At 67.0% G+C, this 20,158-nt stretch carries 17 protein-coding genes and 1 pseudogene; 11 read left to right on the top strand and 7 right to left on the bottom strand.

Features of this window, described 5'->3' with window-relative positions; translation table 11 throughout:
* Positions 1-215: pseudogene (locus tag G3N98_RS30780) on the bottom strand (multicopper oxidase family protein); the annotation flags it as partial.
* Between the two features lie 671 nt (positions 216-886).
* On the opposite strand from G3N98_RS30780, the gene G3N98_RS30775 reads away from it, so the two are divergent.
* Positions 887-1,111, top strand: coding sequence for a hypothetical protein (locus G3N98_RS30775; RefSeq protein WP_006490888.1), 225 nt, complete (start codon positions 887-889; stop codon positions 1,109-1,111).
* 123 nt (positions 1,112-1,234) lie between these two features.
* Here G3N98_RS30775 and G3N98_RS30770 read toward each other — a convergent pair whose 3' ends face one another.
* Both G3N98_RS30770 and icd read right to left on the bottom strand, forming a co-directional pair.
* Positions 1,235-3,463 carry an NADP-dependent isocitrate dehydrogenase gene (locus G3N98_RS30770; protein WP_089473430.1) on the bottom strand — a complete coding sequence of 743 codons (2,229 nt, stop codon included), beginning with the start codon at positions 3,461-3,463 and terminating at the stop codon, positions 1,235-1,237.
* Between the two features lie 282 nt (positions 3,464-3,745).
* Positions 3,746-5,002, bottom strand: coding sequence for an NADP-dependent isocitrate dehydrogenase (gene icd, locus G3N98_RS30765; RefSeq protein ID WP_006478026.1), 1,257 nt, complete (start codon positions 5,000-5,002; stop codon positions 3,746-3,748).
* Between the two features lie 277 nt (positions 5,003-5,279).
* On the opposite strand from icd, the gene G3N98_RS30760 reads away from it, so the two are divergent.
* The 6 genes from G3N98_RS30760 (at position 5,280) to G3N98_RS39975 (ending at position 12,606) form a co-directional block, all read left to right on the top strand.
* Entirely contained in the window at positions 5,280-5,858 is a 579-nt protein-coding gene (locus G3N98_RS30760) for a pseudouridine synthase (protein WP_046544582.1), read from the top strand.
* A gap of 281 nt (positions 5,859-6,139) precedes the next feature.
* Positions 6,140-6,355 (top strand): hypothetical protein, encoded by a 216-nt coding sequence (locus tag G3N98_RS30755; RefSeq protein WP_011352970.1) that lies wholly within the window; start codon positions 6,140-6,142, stop codon positions 6,353-6,355.
* Between the two features lie 163 nt (positions 6,356-6,518).
* Positions 6,519-7,019, top strand: a complete 501-nt coding sequence (locus G3N98_RS30750; RefSeq protein WP_039368216.1) for a DUF192 domain-containing protein — start codon at positions 6,519-6,521, stop codon at positions 7,017-7,019.
* A gap of 216 nt (positions 7,020-7,235) precedes the next feature.
* Positions 7,236-9,347: an elongation factor G gene (fusA, locus tag G3N98_RS30745; protein ID WP_089426158.1), complete on the top strand. Its 2,112-nt coding sequence runs from the start codon at positions 7,236-7,238 to the stop codon at positions 9,345-9,347.
* A 165-nt stretch (positions 9,348-9,512) separates the two neighbouring features.
* Positions 9,513-10,523 (top strand): HoxN/HupN/NixA family nickel/cobalt transporter, encoded by a 1,011-nt coding sequence (locus tag G3N98_RS30740; protein ID WP_174941971.1) that lies wholly within the window; start codon positions 9,513-9,515, stop codon positions 10,521-10,523.
* Positions 10,524-10,812: 289 nt separating this feature from the next.
* Positions 10,813-12,606: a hypothetical protein gene (locus tag G3N98_RS39975; RefSeq protein WP_241026158.1), complete on the top strand. Its 1,794-nt coding sequence runs from the start codon at positions 10,813-10,815 to the stop codon at positions 12,604-12,606.
* Positions 12,607-12,633: 27 nt separating this feature from the next.
* Here G3N98_RS39975 and G3N98_RS30730 read toward each other — a convergent pair whose 3' ends face one another.
* Positions 12,634-13,479: an aldo/keto reductase gene (locus tag G3N98_RS30730; protein WP_206150317.1), complete on the bottom strand. Its 846-nt coding sequence runs from the start codon at positions 13,477-13,479 to the stop codon at positions 12,634-12,636.
* A gap of 166 nt (positions 13,480-13,645) precedes the next feature.
* On the opposite strand from G3N98_RS30730, the gene G3N98_RS30725 reads away from it, so the two are divergent.
* A complete protein-coding gene (locus tag G3N98_RS30725) occupies positions 13,646-14,392 on the top strand; it encodes a GntR family transcriptional regulator (RefSeq protein WP_011352976.1) in 747 nt (248 codons plus the stop codon).
* 21 nt (positions 14,393-14,413) lie between these two features.
* Here G3N98_RS30725 and G3N98_RS30720 read toward each other — a convergent pair whose 3' ends face one another.
* Complete coding sequence (locus G3N98_RS30720; protein WP_206150316.1) at positions 14,414-15,805, bottom strand: CoA transferase; 1,392 nt, start codon at positions 15,803-15,805, stop codon at positions 14,414-14,416.
* Positions 15,806-16,057: 252 nt separating this feature from the next.
* Between G3N98_RS30720 and G3N98_RS40260 the strand changes: the two genes are divergently transcribed.
* Positions 16,058-16,183 (top strand): hypothetical protein, encoded by a 126-nt coding sequence (locus G3N98_RS40260; protein ID WP_277396928.1) that lies wholly within the window; start codon positions 16,058-16,060, stop codon positions 16,181-16,183.
* Positions 16,184-16,255: 72 nt separating this feature from the next.
* On the opposite strand, the gene G3N98_RS30715 is transcribed toward G3N98_RS40260, so the two are convergent.
* The gene (locus G3N98_RS30715) at positions 16,256-16,579 is read right to left on the bottom strand and encodes a DUF2917 domain-containing protein (protein WP_089473435.1); all 324 of its coding nucleotides are present in this window, start codon (positions 16,577-16,579) and stop codon (positions 16,256-16,258) included.
* A 217-nt stretch (positions 16,580-16,796) separates the two neighbouring features.
* Between G3N98_RS30715 and mdtD the strand changes: the two genes are divergently transcribed.
* Together mdtD and G3N98_RS30705 are read left to right on the top strand one after the other, a co-directional pair.
* The gene (gene mdtD, locus G3N98_RS30710) at positions 16,797-18,233 is read left to right on the top strand and encodes a multidrug transporter subunit MdtD (protein ID WP_089440860.1); all 1,437 of its coding nucleotides are present in this window, start codon (positions 16,797-16,799) and stop codon (positions 18,231-18,233) included.
* A 192-nt stretch (positions 18,234-18,425) separates the two neighbouring features.
* On the top strand, positions 18,426-19,700 hold the full coding sequence (locus G3N98_RS30705; RefSeq protein ID WP_089473436.1) for an EAL domain-containing protein: 1,275 nt from the start codon (positions 18,426-18,428) through the stop codon (positions 19,698-19,700).
* A gap of 19 nt (positions 19,701-19,719) precedes the next feature.
* On the opposite strand, the gene G3N98_RS30700 is transcribed toward G3N98_RS30705, so the two are convergent.
* On the bottom strand, positions 19,720-20,158 hold a 439-nt coding region (locus tag G3N98_RS30700; RefSeq protein WP_206150315.1), incomplete at its 5' end, for a methyltransferase domain-containing protein.

The raw sequence follows: 20,158 nt of genomic DNA, 5'->3' as shown, positions 1-20,158 counted from the left end.
GCGCCGGCCGGCAACGCGTCGGCGGCCGCGAGCGCGGCCGGTGCGGACTTGCCGTGCTGCCCGTGACCCGCCATCCCTGACATGCCGGGCATGTCGTCCATCGAGTCCATGCCGGCCATGCCGGCGTGGCCGGCATGCTGCGCCCACGCGGCGCGCGCGAACAGCGACGCGGCCGCGACGCCGATGGCGCGCGACAGGAAGGTTCTCCGTATCATCAATCGTTCCTCGTTATCCATGCTGGGTCGCGCGGCCGCCGCGACGCCCGCGCCGGCCGGCTGAAGCGCCGATGCGCGACGCAAATCCTGATGCCCGCGTCATCATAACCGCAGGCCAAAATCGAGACGCGCCACGGCCTGCCGGGCGGCGATACGCCGCAGGGCTCAACAATGCCGCACCCGATTCGGCACGCATCGGCCCACATCGTCGATCGGCGATCCACGGCTCTTCGCTCACGGCCGAAGCGGCACTCAACCCTGACCCGGGCAGTTCCCAGGCAATCGCCTCGCGCCTGCCGTTCGGCCCCACCACGGCGCCGGTCACTTCGCCGATCCGCAAACCCGCCAATATTTCACGATGCGGAACAAGTCTCTGCGTTATAAAAATTCGTGGTGCAGGGCACAAAATCCCCGTTTCGCGATGCCAAAAAACGTTCCGCAATACAAAATGATGGAAATAATTATTTGTTTTTAAAAGAGAATTTTTGTTTAGTGAAGCCGTTCTACATGCACCATCCGAGCGGGCCGCGGACGTAGACTTTGTTCCATGCACTGACGCTTCGCCACGACGTTCGATACGGAACCCGGCGCAAGCAGCCAGTCGGGCCACAGCCGGCCAAGCCGGCAGGCGGCACACCAGAATCGCTTGTGATCAGAAAGGGAGAACGGAAATGAAGGGATTTCGCTTTGGTTCAGCGCTCGGGTCGTTCTACATCCTGCCGGGTAACGGCGGCTGGGAAGCGACGTTCGGCAACGCCCTGCTCGGCGCATTCTCGTGCCCTGAAGTGGCAGCCGACCACATCTCCCGCGGCGACTGCGAGCAACTGTCCGAACTGGACACGGCAACGCTCGAAGTGCCGCACGAAATCGCCGAATGGGAAATCGTTCACGTCTGAATGACAAACCTGCAACGAAAAACGCCCCGGGCGTCCGGGGCGTTTTTCTTTTGTAGCCGGTGGCAGGCAGCAATGCCCGCCGCGCCGGCACACGCATCGGCCCGCGCGATCGCGCGGCCTGCGTCAGGCGACCGCGTCGACGATGCCGTTCAGCGTCGCGCTCGGGCGCATGGCCTGGCTCGTCAGGTCGACGTTCGGACGGTAGTAGCCGCCGATGGCCTGCGCCTTGCCCTGCGCGGCCGCCAGCTCTTCCAGGATGCGCGCTTCGCTGTCGGACAGTGCCTTCGCCACGCCTTCGAACTGCGCCTTCAGCGCCGCGTCCTCGGTCTGCTCGGCCAGCGCCTGCGCCCAGTACAGGCACAGGTAGAAGTGGCTGCCGCGGTTGTCGAGGCCGCCGACCTTGCGCGCCGGCGACTTGTTCTCGTCCAGGAACTTGCCGGTCGCCTGGTCGAGCGTCTTCGCGAGCACGACCGCCTTCGGGTTCTGGTACGCGTTGCCGAGGTGTTCGAGCGACGCGGCCAGCGCGAGGAATTCGCCGAGCGAATCCCAGCGCAGGAAGCCTTCCTCGACGAACTGCTGAACGTGCTTCGGCGCGGAGCCGCCCGCACCCGTTTCGAACATCCCGCCGCCGGCCATCAGCGGCACGATCGACAGCATCTTCGCGCTGGTGCCGAGTTCCATGATCGGGAACAGGTCGGTCAGGTAGTCGCGCAGCACGTTGCCGGTGACGGAGATCGTGTCCTTGCCCGCACGGATGCGCTCGAGCGAGAAACGCGTGGCTTCGACCGGCGTCATCACGCGGATGTCGAGGCCGTTCGTGTCGTGATCCTTCAGGTAACGCTCGACCTTCGCGATGATCTGCGCGTCGTGTGCACGCGCCGGATCGAGCCAGAACACGGCCGGTGCGCCGGTCGCGCGTGCGCGGTTGACCGCGAGCTTGACCCAGTCCTGCACCGGTGCGTCCTTCGTCTGGCACATGCGCCAGATGTCGCCCGCTTCCACGGCATGCTCGAGCAGCACGTTGCCCGCTTCGTCGGTGACGCGCACGACGCCGTCCGCCGGGATCTGGAACGTCTTGTCGTGCGAACCGTATTCTTCAGCCGCCTGCGCCATCAGGCCGACGTTCGGCACGCTGCCCATCGTGACCGGATCGAACGCGCCATGCTGCTTGCAGTCCTCGATCACGGCCTGGTAGACACCGGCGTAGCAGCGGTCCGGAATCACGGCCTTCGCGTCGTACAGCTGGCCGTCCGGGCCCCACATGCCGCCCGAATCGCGGATCATCGCCGGCATCGATGCGTCGACGATCACGTCGCTCGGCACGTGCAGGTTCGTGATGCCCTTGTCCGAGTTGACCATCGCCAGGCGCGGACGCACTGCGTATTCGGCCTTGACGTCGGCTTCGATCGCTTCGCGCGTGTCGGCCGGCAGGTCCTTCAGGCGCGCGTACAGGTCGCCGATGCCGTTGTTCGGGTTGAAGCCGACCTGCGCCAGCACGTCCGCGTGCTTCGCGAGCGCGTCGCGGTAGAACACCGACACGAAGTGACCGAACAGGATCGGGTCCGAGACCTTCATCATGGTCGCCTTCAGGTGCACCGAGAACAGCACGTCCTGCGCCTTGGCGTCGGCGATCTGCGCTTCGATGAAGCTGCGCAGCGCGTTGCGGCTCATCACCGACGCGTCGATCACTTCACCGGCCTTCACGGCCGTCTTTTCCTTCAGCACCTTCTTCGCGCCGTCGGTCGTCGTGAGTTCGATCTTCACGCTGCCGGCATCGGCGATCAGCGCCGACTTCTCGCTGCCGTAGAAGTCGCCTTCGCTCATGTGCGCGACGTGGGCCTTCGACGTGGCCTTCCACGCGCCCATCTTGTGCGGATGCTTGCGTGCGTAGTTCTTGACCGACAGCGGCGCGCGGCGGTCCGAGTTGCCTTCGCGCAGCACCGGGTTCACCGCGCTGCCCTTGATCTTGTCGTAGCGGGCCTTGACCGCCTTCTCTTCGTCCGTCGACGGATCTTCCGGGTAGGCCGGCAGCTTGTAGCCCTGCGCCTGCAGTTCGGCGATCGCGGCCTTCAGCTGCGGCACCGATGCGCTGATGTTCGGCAGCTTGATGATGTTCGCTTCCGGCTTCAGCGTGAGCTGGCCCAGTTCGGCCAGATCGTCGGAACCCTTCTGCTCGGGCGGCAGGATGTCCGCGAATGCGGCGATGATGCGGCCGGCAAGCGAGATGTCGCGCGTTTCGACGGCAACGCCGGACGAGCGCGTGAAGGCCTTGACGATCGGCAGCAGCGAATAGGTCGCGAGCGCGGGCGCTTCGTCGGTGAGGGTGTAGATGATCTTGGGCGAAGTGGACATGGTGGTCAAAGCATTGCTACGTGATTGTGGGGCTGAGAACGCCGGCGGGTAACCGGCGGGGAGCGACCGGGTCGATCGCGAAAGGGGCGCGCCGGCTCAGCCGGGCGGTGGTGTTGCGAGGGCCGTCATGTTCTACCTTGCAGGGGCTCCGGGCCGCATCGCGGCGCCGCGGCCCGCATGCCGGACCGCCCTGCCAACAAACCTGCCATCCACGAAACGCTCCGGCGCCGGCAGTAGGCGCCGGGGCGGCCGGCAACCTGCCGGCCCACCCCGGAAGGGGTCTTACATGTTCTCGATCAGCACTTCACCGAAGCCCGAGCACGACACCTGCGTCGCACCTTCCATCAGGCGCGCGAAATCGTACGTGACGCGCTTCTGCAGGATCGACTTCTCCATCGCGGCGATGATCGTGTCGGCTGCTTCCGTCCAGCCGAGGTGGCGCAGCATCATTTCCGCGGACAGGATCTCGGAACCGGGGTTCACGTAATCCTTGCCCGCGTACTTCGGCGCGGTGCCGTGCGTCGCTTCGAACATCGCGACCGAATCCGACAGGTTCGCACCCGGCGCGATCCCGATGCCGCCGACCTGCGCGGCCAGCGCGTCGGAGATGTAGTCGCCGTTCAGGTTCAGCGTGGCGATCACGTCGTATTCGGCCGGTCGCAGCAGGATCTGCTGCAGGAACGCATCGGCGATCGAATCCTTGATCACGATCTCGTTGCCCGTCTTCGGGTTCTTCACGCGCATCCACGGGCCGCCGTCGATCAACTCGCCGCCGAATTCCTTCTGCGCGAGCGCGTAGCCGGCGTCACGGAACAGGCCTTCCGTGAACTTCATGATGTTGCCCTTGTGCACCAGCGTGACCGACTTGCGATCGTTGTCGATCGCATACTGGATCGCCTTGCGCACGAGACGCTCGGTGCCTTCGGTCGACACGGGCTTGACGCCGATCCCCGAGGTTTCCGGGAAGCGGATCTTCTTCACGCCCATCTCGTCCTGCAGGAACTTGATCACCTTCTTCGCCTGCTCGGAGCCCGCGGCCCATTCGATGCCTGCGTAGATGTCTTCCGAGTTCTCGCGGAAGATCACCATGTCGATCTTTTGCGGCTCGCGCACCGGCGACGGCACGCCCTTGAAGTACTGCACCGGGCGCAGGCACACGTACAGGTCGAGTTCCTGGCGCAGCGCGACGTTCAGCGAACGGATCCCGCCGCCGACCGGGGTCGTGAGCGGCCCCTTGATCGACACCACGTATTCCTTCAGCACCTGCAGCGTTTCGTCCGGGAGCCACACGTCCGGGCCGTACACCTTCGTCGCCTTCTCGCCCGCGAAAATCTCCATCCAGTGGATCTTGCGCTTGCCCTTGTAGGCATGCGCGACCGCCGCGTCGACGACCTTGATCATGACCGGCGTGATATCGAAGCCCGTACCGTCGCCTTCGATATAGGGAATGATCGGCTGATCGGAAACGTTGAGCGAGAAGTCCTTGTTGACGGTGATCTTGTCACCGCCTTCCGGAACCTTGATGTGCTGATACGGCATGATCGACTCCAGTGACGTGGCTGAGCAGGTGATGCTGGTCGAAGCTGCGCGCGCGGCGGGGGCGCGGCATGGCCACCCCGTGACGGCAACAGCGAGCCGCTATTCTAGCGCCCCAACCGGGCACTTCGGCATGAAGCGCGGCACTGCGTATCAAGACCCCACTTATGTCTTATATAAGACAGAGGACTTGCCGTTCCGTATTATGCATTAAGATTCCGCCATTTGCCATAGACCGCCCGCCCCCGCTTCCCGCGGCGCGCCGGGCGGACGCCCCGCCATGAACCTGATCGCCCTCAACAAGCCGTTCGGCACGATTTGCCAGTTTTCCGCGCACGAGACGCGCCCGTCGCTCGGCGACTGGGTCAAAACGCCCGGCGTCTACGCGGCCGGCCGGCTGGACGCGGACAGCGAGGGGCTGCTGCTGCTCACCGACGACGGTGCGCTGCAGGCGCGCATCGCCGAGCCGCGCCACAAGCTCGTCAAGCGCTACTGGGCGCAGGTCGAGGGCGCGCCCGGCCCCGCCGACCTGAAGGCGCTCGCGCGCGGCGTCGACCTCGGCGACTACGTGACGCGTCCATGCCGCGCCGAATTCATCGAACCGCCCGACACGCTGTGGCCGCGCAATCCGCCGATCCGCTACCGCGCCGCGATCCCGACGACGTGGATCGAGCTTGCGATCACCGAGGGCAAGAACCGGCAGGTACGCCGGATGACGGCGGCCGTCGGCTTCCCGACGTTGCGCCTGGTGCGTGTCGGCATCGGCGCACTAGATATATTCGCGCTCGGCATTGCACCGGGAGAAACAATCGCACTGCCGCCACGCGCACCGTGGGAGGGTTTCGCGCCCGCCGGATGACGAATTCGGGACGCGCGAATTTTTCGTCATCTTTTTCGTCAACCGGCTGCGAAGATCGCGCGTTAAACCACGCAGATGCCAACCTTAGCTATCCGGCATTGGCAGCCGAACCCGTGTTTGCGTCACGAAAGCGACGTTTTTATCGAATACGATTCGGCGCCCGCAGCGCAATGAGAAATTTCTCGAAGCGTCTGTCAACCGAAAGGTGGATGGCACCGTTAGACGACATGACTCCTATTGCCGGGTCATTTGGTTAATTAACTAAAGCTGAGGAACACAACATGAACAAACTGATCGCTGCTCTGGTCGCTGGTCTCTTCGCAACGGCTGCTTTCGCACAAGCATCGGCTCCGGAAGCTGCTCCGGCTGCTGCTGAAGCTGCTTCGGCACCGGCTAAGCACGCTGCCAAGAAGCACCACGCAGCCAAGAAGCACCACAAGGCATCGAAGAAGGCTGCAGCGAGCGACGCAGCAGCACCGGCAGCTGCTTCGAACTAAGTAAGCTTGCTGTAATAAATAACGCAGTCAAGAACACGCAGTCTTGCCGTTCTTACGGCGTTGAAAGGCAGATCACCGCAAGGCGATCTGCCTTTTTCTTTTTGTGCCCGACGACACGCATCGCGTACCATGCGGGTCTCGTTTTCCAGATAGGAGCCTTGCTGTGCAATTCTCCCTGCGCTCGTCGCTCGGCCGCCTTGCGCGCGCCGCCGTGTTTCCCGCCGCGCTCGCCGTCATGGCGTTCGGCATGCAGGCCGCCAGCGCGCAAGTGCCGCCCGGCGCCAAGCAGCCGAGCGAATTCCCGCGCGTGAAGCTGCGCGCCGGCATGTACGTGATCGACGCAGCCGTCGCCGCGAACGACCCCGACCGCGAACAGGGGCTGATGTACCGTTCGCAGCTCGCGCCGAACGAAGGCATGCTGTTCGTATTCAACGAGAACGCGGTGCATTGCTTCTGGATGAAGAACACGCTGATTCCGCTGTCGATCGCGTTCATCCGCGCGGACGGCACGATCACCGACATCGACGAGATGAAGGCCGAGACGACCGACAACCACTGCCCGCGCAACAACGGCGTCTATGCGCTCGAAATGAGCAAGGGCTGGTTCGCGGCGAAGGGCATCAAGCCCGGCATGAAGCTCGAAGGCCTGCCGAAGGCCCAGTAACGGCGATTGTCGCGGCGCCGTGCCGCGCACCGACCGAAGCCGGCCGCCCGTTGCGCGCCGGTTTTTTTTCGCCCGCCGGCGGTGGCACCCGGCTTGATTCCGCCGCCGTCGGCCGCATCTGCAAAAGCCACGCGCAAGCGCTATGCTTTAAGTCTCGCTTGTCCAGCCCGGGCCGCCGCTGTCGGCCCGCTTACATCCGAACCTAAGGAGGTTCACGTGCCCCGCAAAACCCCCATCGAGCGCTATCGCAATATCGGGATCAGCGCTCACATCGATGCCGGCAAAACCACGACGACCGAGCGCATCCTGTTTTACACCGGCGTGAGCCACAAGATCGGTGAAGTGCACGACGGCGCGGCCACGATGGACTGGATGGAGCAGGAGCAGGAACGCGGCATCACGATCACGTCGGCCGCGACCACGGCCTTCTGGAAGGGCATGGCCGGCAACTATCCCGAGCACCGGATCAACATCATCGACACGCCCGGGCACGTCGACTTCACCATTGAAGTCGAGCGCTCGATGCGCGTGCTCGACGGCGCGTGCATGGTCTACGACTCGGTCGGCGGCGTGCAGCCGCAGTCCGAGACCGTCTGGCGCCAGGCCAACAAGTACAAGGTGCCGCGCATCGCGTTCGTCAACAAGATGGACCGCATCGGCGCCGATTTCTTCCGCGTGCAGAAGCAGATCGGCGAGCGCCTGAAAGGCGTCGCCGTGCCGATCCAGATTCCGATCGGCGCGGAAGATCATTTCCAGGGCGTCGTCGATCTCGTGAAGATGAAGGCGATCGTGTGGGACGACGAAAGCCAGGGCGTGAAGTTCTCGTACGAGGACATCCCGGCAAACCTCGTCGAGCTCGCGCACGAATGGCGCGAAAAGATGGTCGAGGCCGCGGCGGAAGCGAGCGAGGAACTGCTCGAGAAGTACCTGCACGACCATGAATCGCTGACCGAGGACGAGATCAAGGCCGCGCTGCGCAAGCGCACGATCGCGAACGAGATCGTGCCGATGCTGTGCGGCAGCGCGTTCAAGAACAAGGGCGTGCAGGCAATGCTCGACGCGGTGATCGACTACCTGCCGTCGCCGGTCGACGTGCCGGCCATCCTCGGCCACGACTTCGCCGATCCGGAAAAGCCGGCGGAACGCCATCCGAGCGATGACGAGCCGTTCTCGTCGCTCGCGTTCAAGATCATGACCGACCCGTTCGTCGGCCAGCTGATCTTCTTCCGCGTGTATTCGGGCGTCGTCGAATCGGGCGACACGGTGCTCAACGCGACCAAGGACAAGAAGGAACGGCTCGGCCGGATCCTGCAGATGCACGCGAACGAGCGCAAGGAAATCAAGGAAGTGCGCGCGGGCGACATCGCGGCGGCCGTCGGGCTGAAGGAAGCGACCACCGGCGACACGCTGTGCGATCCGGCGAAGCCGATCATCCTCGAGAAGATGGAATTCCCGGAACCGGTGATCTCGCAGGCCGTCGAGCCGAAGACGAAGGCCGACCAGGAAAAGATGGGCCTGGCGCTGAACCGCCTCGCGCAGGAAGATCCGTCGTTCCGCGTGCAGACCGACGAAGAATCCGGCCAGACGATCATTTCGGGGATGGGCGAGCTTCACCTCGAAATCCTGGTCGACCGGATGAAGCGCGAATTCGGCGTCGAGGCGACGGTCGGCAAGCCGCAGGTCGCATATCGCGAGACGGTGCGCACGACGGCGTCCGACGTCGAGGGCAAGTTCGTCAAGCAGTCGGGTGGTCGCGGCCAGTACGGCCACGCGGTGATCACGCTCGAGCCGAACCCCGGCAAGGGCTATGAGTTCCTCGACGAGATCAAGGGCGGCGTGATTCCGCGCGAATTCATCCCGGCCGTCGACAAGGGCATCACCGAGACGCTGAAGAGCGGCGTGCTCGCGGGCTATCCGGTCGTCGACGTGAAGGTGCACCTGACGTTCGGCTCGTACCACGACGTCGACTCGAACGAAAACGCGTTCCGGATGGCCGGCTCGATGGCGTTCAAGGAAGCGATGCGCCGCGCGAAGCCCGTGCTGCTCGAGCCGATGATGGCCGTCGAGGTGGAAACGCCCGAGGACTTCATGGGCAACGTGATGGGCGACCTGTCGAGCCGTCGCGGCATCGTCCAGGGGATGGAAGACATCGCGGGTGGCGGCGGCAAGCTCGTGCGCGCCGAAGTGCCGCTCGCGGAAATGTTCGGCTATTCGACGTCGCTGCGTTCGGCCACGCAGGGCCGCGCGACCTACACGATGGAGTTCAAGCAGTACGCGGAAACGCCGGCCAACGTTTCGGAAGGCGTGATCAACGCGAAAGTGAAGTAAGCGCGGCGCGCTCGCGCGCTGCTGCCTGCAGGCAAGGCCCGTCCGGTTCCGGACGGGCCTTTTTCATTCGCGCGCACCGTGCACGCGGCCGTTTTTTGATCGGCACGCCCCGGTTTTTTTTCGCGTGCCACAATGCATCGCGATTCATCAGATGGAACCATCCCGATGCCGCCCACCCCTGCCCTGCGCCGCCTGCTGATCCTCTATGCCGGCCTGATCGCCGCGAACGCCGCCGTCTGGCTGTGGGCGCTCGCCGTGTTGCGCGATCATCCGCTGCTGCTCGGCACCGCGGCGATCGCATACGGACTCGGGCTGCGTCATGCGGTCGACGCCGATCACATCGCCGCGATCGACGTTGCAACGCGCAAGCTGATGCAGGAAGGCCAGCGTCCGGTGAGCGTCGGGCTGTTCTTCTCGCTCGGTCATTCGACGATCGTGATCGCCGCGACGCTCGGCATCGCGCTGACCGCGTTCGCGCTGCGCGACCGGTTCGACGCATTCCGCGAGATCGGCGGCACGATCGGCACGGCGGTGTCGGCCACCTTCCTGCTCGTGCTCGCGTGCGTGAACCTGGTGATCCTGCGCGACGTGTGGCGGCGCTATCGCGGCACGCACGGGCATGCGCACGATGCCGCGCATGTGCACCGCCCCGCCGGGCTCGTGTCCCGGCTGCTGCGACCGCTGTTCCGGTTCGTGTCGAAGAGCTGGCACATGTATCCGGTCGGCGTGCTGTTCGGGCTCGGTTTCGATACTGCAACCGAAATCGGCCTGCTCGCGATCGCCGCCGCGCAGGCGAGCCAGGGGCTGCCGGTCTATACGGTCATGCTGTTTCCCGCGCTGTTCACCGCCGGCATGACGCTGATCGACTCGACCGACAACGTGCTGATGATTCACGCGTACGGCTGGGCGATGGACGATCCGCAGCGCAAGCTGCTCTACAACGCGAGCATCACGTTCGTGTCGGCGGCCGTCGCACTGGCGATCGGCGGGATCGAGGCAGCCGGCCTGCTGGCCGACAAGCTGTCGCTGACGGGCCCCGTGCGCGACGCGCTCGATGCGCTCGGCGAACGCTTCGGCTCGATCGGCTACGGCATCGTCGCCCTGTTCCTCGTCTGCTGGATCGCGTCGATCCTGTTCCACCGCTGGCAGCGTGCGGCCGATGCGCCCGCGCGCTGACCATAGCTCAGACGTTTCATTCCGGAAACAAAACTCCCCCCAAGGCGTTGCAGGCGCCGTCGCGGACTCGCGTGCGCCTTGCGCGACGGGCACAAGCGGCCGGTGGCACGGATCTCGCAGATAGGGATTCGCACGGCGGGCCCGCATACCGTTCCGCGCTCGCGGCTGGCGTCCAGCGCCCGCCTGAACGCGATCGGCTGCCGACAGGACTACGAATCTTTACCGGCCCCCTGCACCACACCTAGATAGCCGCGCGGCGACGAGGCATCGCGCGCATGGGGAGGCCATGATGCTCAAGAAGAAACAACCGTTCCGTACGCCGGGACGGCGCTATCGCGCAACCTTGTTCGCCGCAGCCGCGTTCGCGTGCTGCTGCTCGTATGCCGTCGCACAGGATGCGGCACCGGACGCCGCGGCCGATGCAGTTGCCAGCGCGGACGCCATCATGACGCTGGTCGACGATGCTTCGCCTTGCGCAGCCAATCCGGCGGCGTGCGCGGTGCACGTCTTCGCCGGCGGGCGCGTGGGCGGAAATGGCGCAGGCTCGGGCGGCAATGGCAGCGGCGGCAGCCCCGGTAGCGGAAACGGGAACGGCAGCGGTAGCGGCAACAACGGGAACGGTACCGTCGGGCCTGCTGGTGTCGGCGGAACGACAAGCGGAACATCCGGCAGCACGAGTGGTTCAGGTGGCTCGGGCCGCGGAGGCAATGCGTCTGGCAGCGGGGGTTCGGATGGTGGTTCTTCCGGTGGTGGTTCTTCCGGTGGTGGTTCTTCCGGTGGTGGTTCTTCCGGTGGTGGTTCTTCGGGTGGCGGTACTTCGGGTGGCGGCACTTCCGGTGGTGGGACTTCCGGGGGTGGGACTTCCGGTGGTGGGACTTCCGGTGGCGGCACTTCCGGTGGCGGTACTTCGGGCGGCGGCACCTCCGGTGGCGATACTTCGGGCGGCGGCACCTCCGGTGGCGGCACCTCCGGTGGCGGTACCTCGGGAGGCGGCACCTCCGGTGGCGGCACCTCCGGTGGCGGTACCTCGGGAGGCGGCACTTCCGGTGGTGGGACTTCAGGCGGCGGCACTTCCGGTGGCGGTACTTCCGGTGGCGGTACTTCCGGTGGCGGTACTTCGGGCGGCGGCACTTCGGGTGGCGGTACCTCGGGAGGCGGCACTTCCGGTGGTGGGACTTCAGGCGGCGGAGGTCATGGCGGACATGGTGGCCATGGCGGTGGTGGTGGTGACGGTGATGGCGGCGGTCACGGCAACGGCGGCCACGGGGACGGTGATGGTGGCGGTCACGGCGGCGGCGGTCACGGCGGCGGCGGTCACGGCGGCGGCGGTCACGGCAACGGTGGCGGCCATGGCGATGGCGATGGCGGCGGTCACGGCAACGGTGGTGGCCATGGCGACGGCGATGGCGGTGGTCACGGCAACGGTGGTGGCCATGGCGACGGCGATGGCGGTGGTCACGGCAACGGTGGTGGCCATGGCGACGGCGATGGCGGTGGTCACGGCAATGGTGGTGGCCATGGCGACGGCGGCGGCCACGGCAACGGTGGTGGCCATGGTGACGGCGGTGGCGGCGGCCACGGCAACGGTGGCGGCCATGGCGACGGCGGTGGCCACGGTAACGGTGGTGGCAACGGCAATGGAAACGGCAGTGGCGGCGCCGGCAATGGCGGGGCCAACGGTGTCGGCAACGGTCGCGGCAATGGCAATGGCAATGGCAGTGGCGCCGGCGGCAACAGCGGCTCGGGCAACGGCGGCGGTACCGGCAGCAACGGCGGCCACGGCAATGGCGGTGGCAACGGCAACGGAAACGGCAGTGGCGGCGCCGGCAATGGCGGGGCCAACGGTGTCGGCAACGGTCACGGCAATGGCAATGGCAGTGGCGCCGGCGGCAACAGCGGCTCCGGCAACGGTGGAGGTACCGGCAGCAACGGCGGCCACGGCAATGGCGGTGGCAACGGCAACGGAAACGGCAGTGGCGGCGCCGGCAATGGCGGGGCCAACGGTGTCGGCAACGGCCATGGCACCGGGAACGGCAATGGCGGCGGTCACGGCAACGGCGGATCGTCAGGAGGCAACCACTGACCTGCTGCGTTGATCCGCCGGGTATCGTCAGAGCATCTCGAGCGCGCGCTTGCTGCGTGGCGGACGGAAGTAAGCGTCAAGCTGCGCGCGCTCGTCATCGCTGAACACGAAATCGAGCGCGGCCCGGTTGTCGCGCACGTGTTCGAGTCGCGATGCCTTCGGGATCGCGAACACCCCCGGCTGCGCGAGCACCCACGCGAGCGCGACGCGCATCACCGACACGCCGCGCTGCCGCGCGATCTCGTCGAGCGGCGAGTGCTTCGGCAGCCGCCCGTGATCGACCGGACTGTAGGCCATCGCCGGCATCCGGTGCTCGGCAAGCCACGGCAGCAGGTCGAACTCGGGGCCGCGCCGCGCGATGTTGTAAAGGATCTGGTTGGTCGCGCACGCACCGCCGCCGGCTTCATCGACGAGTTCGGCCATGTCGGCCGTATCGAAATTGCTGACGCCCCAGTGACGGATCTTGCCCGCGCGCTGCAGCGCCTCGAAGCCTTCGACCGTCTCCTCGAGCGGCACCGAGCCGCGCCAGTGGAGCAGGTACAGGTCGAGGCGATCGGTACGCAGGCGCTTGAGGCTCGCATCGCACGCGGCGACGACGCCGCGCCGGCTCGCATGGTGCGGATAGACCTTGCTGACGAGGAACACGTCGTCGCGCAAGCCCGCGAGTGCTTCGCCCACCAGCTCCTCGGTCGCGCCGTCACCGTACATCTCGGCCGTATCGACCAGCGTCATCCCGAGCGCGACGCCTTCGCGCAGCGCCGCGATCTCGTCTGCGCGCCGGCCCGGCCGTTCGCCCATTTCCCACGTGCCCAGGCCAAGCTTCGGAATCGTCTCGCCGTCCGGCAGGACGACCGTGGCGATCGTGTCTGTCATGCGTTCCTCGTTGCGGATTCGTGGCCGCGCACCGCGGCCCAGCCATGGAATACGACGCATCAGTGTAGTCAATCGGCGCGCCATTCACCTATTGCACGGCAAAAACCGGCTATAACGGCGCCACGTGATGACTTAGAATGGCCGCAATCAGATCGATACCCACTCCATGAAGGCATCCACGGACGACCGCTGGCAGGACCTGCGCCCCGACCCCGACAACGACACGCCGCTCTACCTGCAGCTCGCCCGCAAGCTCGGCGATGCGATCCACGACAACCGCTGGACGGCCGGCGAGGCATTGCCCTCCGAGCGCGTGCTGTCCGATGCGCTCGGCGTCTCGCGCATCACCGCGCGCAAGGCGATCGCGCTGCTCGTCGAGCAAGGCCTGATTCGCCGCACGCAGGGCGCCGGCAACTTCATCCAGCCGCGCTACGAAGATCCGCTGTCGCGGCTGTCGAGCTTCAGCGAAATGCTCGAACGGCGCGGCTTCAAGCCGAGTTCGCAATGGCTCGCGCGCGAGATCCAGCCGGCGAACCGCGACGAAGTGATCCAGCTCGGGCTGTCGCCGGCCGCATCCGTTACACGCCTGAAACGCCTGCGCCTCGCCGACGGCATCGTGATGGCCGTCGAGAATTCGACGTTCCCCGCGACGCTGATTCCCGATCCGCAGGCGATCGGCGGCTCGCTGTACAGCTATCTCGAAGCGCGCGGCACGCCGATCGTGCGCGCGCTGCAGCATTTCCGCGCAGTCAACGCGACCGACGAGATCGCCGAGCAGATGGGCATCGCGCCGCACGACGCGCTGCTGCTGATCACGCGGATCGGCTATACGTCGGACCAGCGCGCGATCGAACTGACCGACACCTACTGCCGCAACGACTACTACGACTTCGTCGTCGAGTTGCGCAAGTAACGCCCGCCGCGCCGCCGGCGCTCACAGCCAGCGCGCCTCGTCGGTACCGAGCGGCACGGGCGGGCGCGCAAGCGACGGCGGGGTCGCCGACAACCGCTCGGCCGGCCGGACCGCGTCGAGCGTGCCGAACGGCGACGCGATGCGCTCGATCCGGTCGCGCACGTCGGTATGCGCGAGATCGGGTGCCTGCAGGCCGTCCGGCACGTTGCCGAACGACTGCAGCCAGCGTCCCGTCTGCGCGAGCGACAGCCGCACGTGCCAGCTTCCCCCTTCGCGCGCCCGGCGCGCGAGCGCGATCATCGCACCGAACGCCGCGAGATAACCCGTTGCGTGATCGAGCGCCTGGCACGGCAGGTGGCGCGGCGCGTCCGCGTGCGCGGCCTGCTGCTCCTGCCACGCGATCCCGCTCGCCGACTGCACGAGGCTGTCGAAGCCGCGCCGCTGCGCCCACGGCCCCGCATGCCCGTACGCGGATATCGACACGTACACGATGCCTGGGCGCCGCATCGCCAGCGCATGCGGCGCGAAGCCGCGCGCCGCGAGCGCGCCGGGCCGGTACGACTGCAGGAACACATCCGCGTCGTGTGCGAGCGCGTGCAGCGTATCGATGCCCGCCGCATCGCGCAGGTCGATCCACGTCGAACGCTTGCCGCGCCCGTTGTCGATCACGAGCGGTGCGATGTTCGGCAGGTGCGGGCCGTTGACGAGCAGCGTCTGCGCGCCGTGCGACGCCAGCGTGCGGCCCGCGACCGGCCCCGCGATGATGCGCGTGAGATCGAGCACACGCACACCCGTGAGCGGTTGGGCGGCTTCGCCTCGACCGATCGGCTCGACCGGTGCATCGCCGATCCGCTCGATCTCGAACAGCGGCAGCGACGCGATCGCGCGCGCCTGCTCGAGTGACGCCCACTCGTCAGGTGTTCTGATCAATGCGGCACACAGCCCGGCGTCGGCCAGCGCGGTATCGAGTGCCGCACCGTCCCACGTGCGGATCGCCGCGGCGACATCGTCCCGTTGCGCGCTGCAGCCGAGTACGTCGAGAATGCCCCTCAGGTGATGCGGGAAGTTCGCGTGCAACTGGATCCAGCGTCTGTCGCCCGTCTCGAAGAAGCCCGTCACCGCATGACGCAACTCCGGCGGAGGACCATCGTCCACGCGCAGGTAGCGTTCGCTGCGGAACGCGACGAGCGCGTCGCGCACCGACACGTCGACGGATTGCGCAACACCCGTGCGAAGCCGGTGGCATTCGGCCGCCGCGAGCCCGGCTGCCGCGATCGTCGCCGCGGCCAGCGTGCCGACCCGGAAGGTCGACGGCAGCGTCGGGTCCTGCCCCGTTACGGTCGCACGGGCCAGCGCGCCGGGGTCGCCGTGTGCGAGCCGCCACAGATGCGCCAAAGCAAGTTCGGGGGTCATGGCGGAATGGGCGGTGAGGAAGACAACATCGAGTCTAGGATCGGCGGCAGGCGCGAGCAATCCTGATTGCATGAATCCGCACATCACGCACGGTCGTACTCCCTGCGTTCCGGCAGAAACGGCCGACCTCACCTCTTCCAGTGCGCAAGAAACCTGCCGGTATCCTCGATACCGGCGTGAACCCCTGCACGTGTGAACCGCGACCTGCAGCGCTCACTACCGGATCGCGCGACCGGGCATCGCTACCATCACGTGGATCGAGTGCCGCTGCCCGCACGCTGCCGTGCCGACGCGAAGCGCTCGCGCGCGAGCGTCGAACGTTCGCTCGAACGGGACGTACCGGAGCCGGACTCGCAGATCACGCAGATCGCCGCATGACCACACGGCCGGCTGGATCACACGTGCGCTCGAACAATGCACGGACGGAGCGCTGTTCCCGCCCCGGGAACGCTACGTCGGCAACGACGCGGGCGCGTGACGCCGGCCGTCGCGCCACGCGACGAGCGGCCTCCACCACGCCGGCGCGGCGCGCCTCGCCGGCACCTCGAGCGGACCGAACGCGAACGTCGCACCCTCCGACCCCGCGCTGACCCATACGCGCATGCCGGGCGTCAGCATCAGCGAAGCCCCGGCGCCAAGCCAGTGATCGTCGGGCAAGCCCTCGATCGTCACCCAGACCTCGCCGTCGGCCACCTCCAGCGAGGTGCGATCGACGATCCGCCAGCGACCGGCCGGCTCGTCGCCATCGATCACATAAAGTCGCAGTTCGCGCATGGCAGCCTCCTGGTCGCACGGATCCGATGGCATCAGTATTTCGGACAGTGGCAGCACACGGACAGATACGGCTACAGACACTTTTGACTGAACTGTACTGGTCGATCGACGGGGACGGGCACCCGCTGGCCCGACTCCGCGCCGTCCTTGCGCCGAACCGGCACGACGCGACGGCTTTCCCTACAATGTCGGCTGTCCCGCGCCACCCTCCCGCCCCATGTTCCAGCGCCCGCCTGCCGCCGCCCCCGGCGAAAAGAACCTCACCGTGATGCTCTGGCTCGTCGCAACGGGCTTCTTCATGCAGACGCTCGATGCGACCATCGTGAACACGGCGCTGCCGTCGATGGCCGCGAGCCTCGGCGAATCGCCGCTGCGGATGCAGTCGGTCGTGATCGCGTACTCGCTGACGATGGCGGTAATGATCCCGGTCTCGGGCTGGCTCGCCGATACCTTCGGCACGCGGCGTGTGTTCTTCAGTGCGATCCTGGTGTTCTCGCTCGGCTCGCTGCTGTGCGCGAATGCGCATACGCTCACGCAGCTCGTCGCGTTCCGCGTCGTGCAGGGGGTCGGCGGCGCGATGCTGCTGCCGGTCGGACGGCTCGCGGTGCTGCGTACCTTTCCGGCCGAGCGCTACCTCGCCGCGCTGTCGTTCGTCGCGATTCCTGGCCTGATCGGCCCGCTGATCGGGCCGACGCTCGGCGGCTGGCTCGTGAAGATCGCGTCGTGGCACTGGATCTTCCTGATCAACGTGCCGGTCGGCGTCGCGGGCTGCATCGCGACCTTCTATTCGATGCCCGATTCGCGCAACCCGGCCGTCGGCCGCTTCGACCTGAAGGGCTATCTGCTGCTGACGATCGGCATGGTCGCGATCTCGCTGTCGCTCGACGGGCTCGCCGATCTCGGGATGCAGCACGCGGCCGTGCTCGTGCTGCTGATCCTGAGCCTCGCGTGCTTCGTCGCGTATGGGCTGTATGCGGTGCGCGCGCCGCAACCGATCTTCTCGCTCGAGCTGTTCCGGATCCACACGTTCAGCGTCGGGCTGCTCGGCAACCTGTTCGCGCGGATCGGCAGCGGCGCGATGCCGTACCTGATCCCGCTGCTGCTGCAGGTGAGCCTCGGCTACTCGGCGTTCGAGGCCGGGCTGATGATGCTGCCGGTGGCCGCCGCCGGGATGTTCTCGAAGCGGATCATCACGCGCCTGATCACACGGCACGGCTACCGCAAGGTGCTGCTCGCGAACACGATCATGGTCGGCGTGATGATGGCGAGCTTCGCACTGATGCGCGACACGGTGCCCGTCTGGGTGAAGGTCGTGCATCTCGCGCTGTTCGGCGGCTTCAACTCGATGCAGTTCACCGCGATGAACACGCTGACGCTGAAGGATCTCGGCACGGGCGGCGCGAGCAGCGGCAACAGCCTGTTCTCGCTCGTGCAGATGCTGTCGATGAGCCTCGGCGTCACGGTCGCGGGCGCGCTGCTCGCGACGTTCACGGGCATGCTGCGCACCGTGACGCCGAGCAACACGCTGCCGGCGTTCCATGCGACGTTCATCTGCGTCGGGATCATCACGGCGGCTTCCGCGTGGATCTTCGCGCAGCTCGCGCCCGAGATCCGCAGCACCGCGCGCAAGACCGACCCGTCCGAGCGCGCGTGATGCGTGGCGCGCGCCGAACCGGGTCGGCGCGCACCATCACGGTGCAGCGCGGCCCCGCGATGCGCATCCGAAACACCGGCAATGCCCTGCGGGGCTCGGCCGCGACGCGCCGCCGCACGGGGTACGATGCCGTGCACGCTTCTTGCTCGCCTATTCTCTAGGTAAACTGGCAGTCTTCCTTCGGCCGACATCATGAGCATGATCGAAATCGATCCCCCCGGCTTTCAGCCGCCCCGCCCCGTCGCCGGCGACGACGGGAACCGGCGCACCGTGCTGTACGGCGGCTACACCGTGTTCAGCGTGTTCCAGCCCGTTTTCTCGGTGTCGCACCGCCGCGCCATCGGCTATCACGCGTCGCTGCGTGCGCACGACGAGGAAAGCCGCCAGGTGGCGTCGCACGAGGTGTTCACGCAGGCGGCGCGGCGCGGCGACCTGCTCGAGCTCGGCCGGCTCGCCGAATCGCTGCATCTCGGCAACTTCCACGCATTCGACAGCCACGACGAATGGCTCTTCCTGAGCCTGCATCCGGCCGCGCTGATGGACACCGTCTACAGCGACGCGCTGCTCGCGAACCTGAAGGCGCTCGGGCTGCCGCCGCATCGCGTCGTGCTCGAGGTGCCCGAACAGGCGGGCGGCGAGACGCCGCGCTACGCGGCGATCGTCGACGGCCTGCGCAAGGCCGGCTTCCTGATCGCGCTCGTCGGGTTCGGCGCGAAGCATTCGAACATCGACCGCGTGTGGCACCTGCATCCCGACATCGTCACGCTCGACCGCGGCATCCTCGCGCAGGCGAGCGAGCACTCACATCTCGAACGCGTGCTGCCGGGGCTCGTGTCGCTGCTGCACGAATCCGGGCAGCTCGTGCTGATGGGCGGGCTCGCGACCGAGCGCGACGCGCTGATCGCACTGGAGTGCGACGTCGATTTCGTGCAGGGCCAGTACTTCGCGGGGCCGAGCGTCGAACCGGTGCAGCCGCAGGCCGCCGCGGGCTGCATGGATACGCTGTCGGCCGCGTTGCGGCTGCGCGTCGCGAAACGCGAGCGCACGCAGGCGGAAAGGCTCGCGCCGTACGTCGCGGCGCTCGAGGAAGCGAGCCAGAAGCTCGTCGCGGGAGAATCGCTGACCGACGCGGCCGCAGCCGTACTCGGGCTGCCGGAGACCGCACGCTGCTTCCTGCTCGACGCATCGGGGCGCCAGATCGGCGACAACGTGCTCGCGCGCGGCAGCGTCTCGCAGCGCGCGAAGCGCTTCCGGCCGCTGCTGCATTCGGAAGGGGCGAGCTGGGAACGCCGTCCGTACTTCATCGACGCGATGCGCGCGCCGGGCCGTGTGCACCTGACGGCACCCTACCTGTCGATCAACGAGGCGCACCTGTGCGTGACGGCGTCGATCGCCGCGCCGGTCGCGACCGGCATGCAGGTGCTCTGCGTCGACATCAACTGGGAAGCGGCACTCAACCGCGAATGAGCATGCCGCCGCGTCGCGCTCATGCGGCCGCGGCAGCCTTGCGTGCGATCAGCCGGTGCACGCGCTTGCCGGACGAGGCGCTGACGACCTCGTGCTCGTCGATCACTTGCGTGCCGGCGCCGAGCGCCGAGCGCATCCGCGCGGAATCGAGCGGCGTGTAGAGGCGGCCGCGCTCGTCGCGCAACGCGCCGTTTCCGGCCACCCGCCAGCTCATGTACAACGTGCCGCCCGGCATCAGCAGTTCGGCCAGTCGCGCGGCGGCGGCCGCCGCCTCCGCCTGTTCGAGATGCATGACGACCGTTTCGCACAGTACGTTGCGAAACGCGCCGGACGGCACGCCGGCCAGCGCCGGCAGCGCGGCCAGCTCGAAGGTGAGATCCGGATGGCGGCGCCGCGCCTCGTCGAGCAGCGCGGCGCTCGCGTCGTAGCCGCGCACGTCGAAGCCGCGCGACGCGAGG

The organism is Burkholderia sp. Tr-20390 (assembly GCF_017104595.1).
Lineage (GTDB): Bacteria > Pseudomonadota > Gammaproteobacteria > Burkholderiales > Burkholderiaceae > Burkholderia.
Note: the sequence above shows the minus strand (reverse complement) of the source record. Positions and strands in the feature narration are given on the sequence as shown.

What these genes read in the sequence shown, in the direction of transcription:
- G3N98_RS30755 (WP_011352970.1), top strand. Translation starts at nt 6,140, where the DNA reads ATGAACAAACTGATCGCTGCTCTGGTCGCTGGTCTCTTCGCAACGGCT.
- G3N98_RS30725 (WP_011352976.1), top strand. Translation starts at nt 13,646, where the DNA reads ATGAAGGCATCCACGGACGACCGCTGGCAGGACCTGCGCCCCGACCCC.
- G3N98_RS30720 (WP_206150316.1), bottom strand. Translation starts at nt 15,805, where the DNA reads ATGACCCCCGAACTTGCTTTGGCGCATCTGTGGCGGCTCGCACACGGC.
- G3N98_RS30740 (WP_174941971.1), top strand. Translation starts at nt 9,513, where the DNA reads ATGCCGCCCACCCCTGCCCTGCGCCGCCTGCTGATCCTCTATGCCGGC.
- G3N98_RS30770 (WP_089473430.1), bottom strand. Translation starts at nt 3,463, where the DNA reads ATGTCCACTTCGCCCAAGATCATCTACACCCTCACCGACGAAGCGCCC.
- G3N98_RS30775 (WP_006490888.1), top strand. Translation starts at nt 887, where the DNA reads ATGAAGGGATTTCGCTTTGGTTCAGCGCTCGGGTCGTTCTACATCCTG.
- mdtD (WP_089440860.1), top strand. Translation starts at nt 16,797, where the DNA reads ATGTTCCAGCGCCCGCCTGCCGCCGCCCCCGGCGAAAAGAACCTCACC.
- G3N98_RS30705 (WP_089473436.1), top strand. Translation starts at nt 18,426, where the DNA reads ATGAGCATGATCGAAATCGATCCCCCCGGCTTTCAGCCGCCCCGCCCC.
- G3N98_RS30715 (WP_089473435.1), bottom strand. Translation starts at nt 16,579, where the DNA reads ATGCGCGAACTGCGACTTTATGTGATCGATGGCGACGAGCCGGCCGGT.
- icd (WP_006478026.1), bottom strand. Translation starts at nt 5,002, where the DNA reads ATGCCGTATCAGCACATCAAGGTTCCGGAAGGCGGTGACAAGATCACC.
- G3N98_RS30730 (WP_206150317.1), bottom strand. Translation starts at nt 13,479, where the DNA reads ATGACAGACACGATCGCCACGGTCGTCCTGCCGGACGGCGAGACGATT.
- G3N98_RS39975 (WP_241026158.1), top strand. Translation starts at nt 10,813, where the DNA reads ATGCTCAAGAAGAAACAACCGTTCCGTACGCCGGGACGGCGCTATCGC.
- G3N98_RS30760 (WP_046544582.1), top strand. Translation starts at nt 5,280, where the DNA reads ATGAACCTGATCGCCCTCAACAAGCCGTTCGGCACGATTTGCCAGTTT.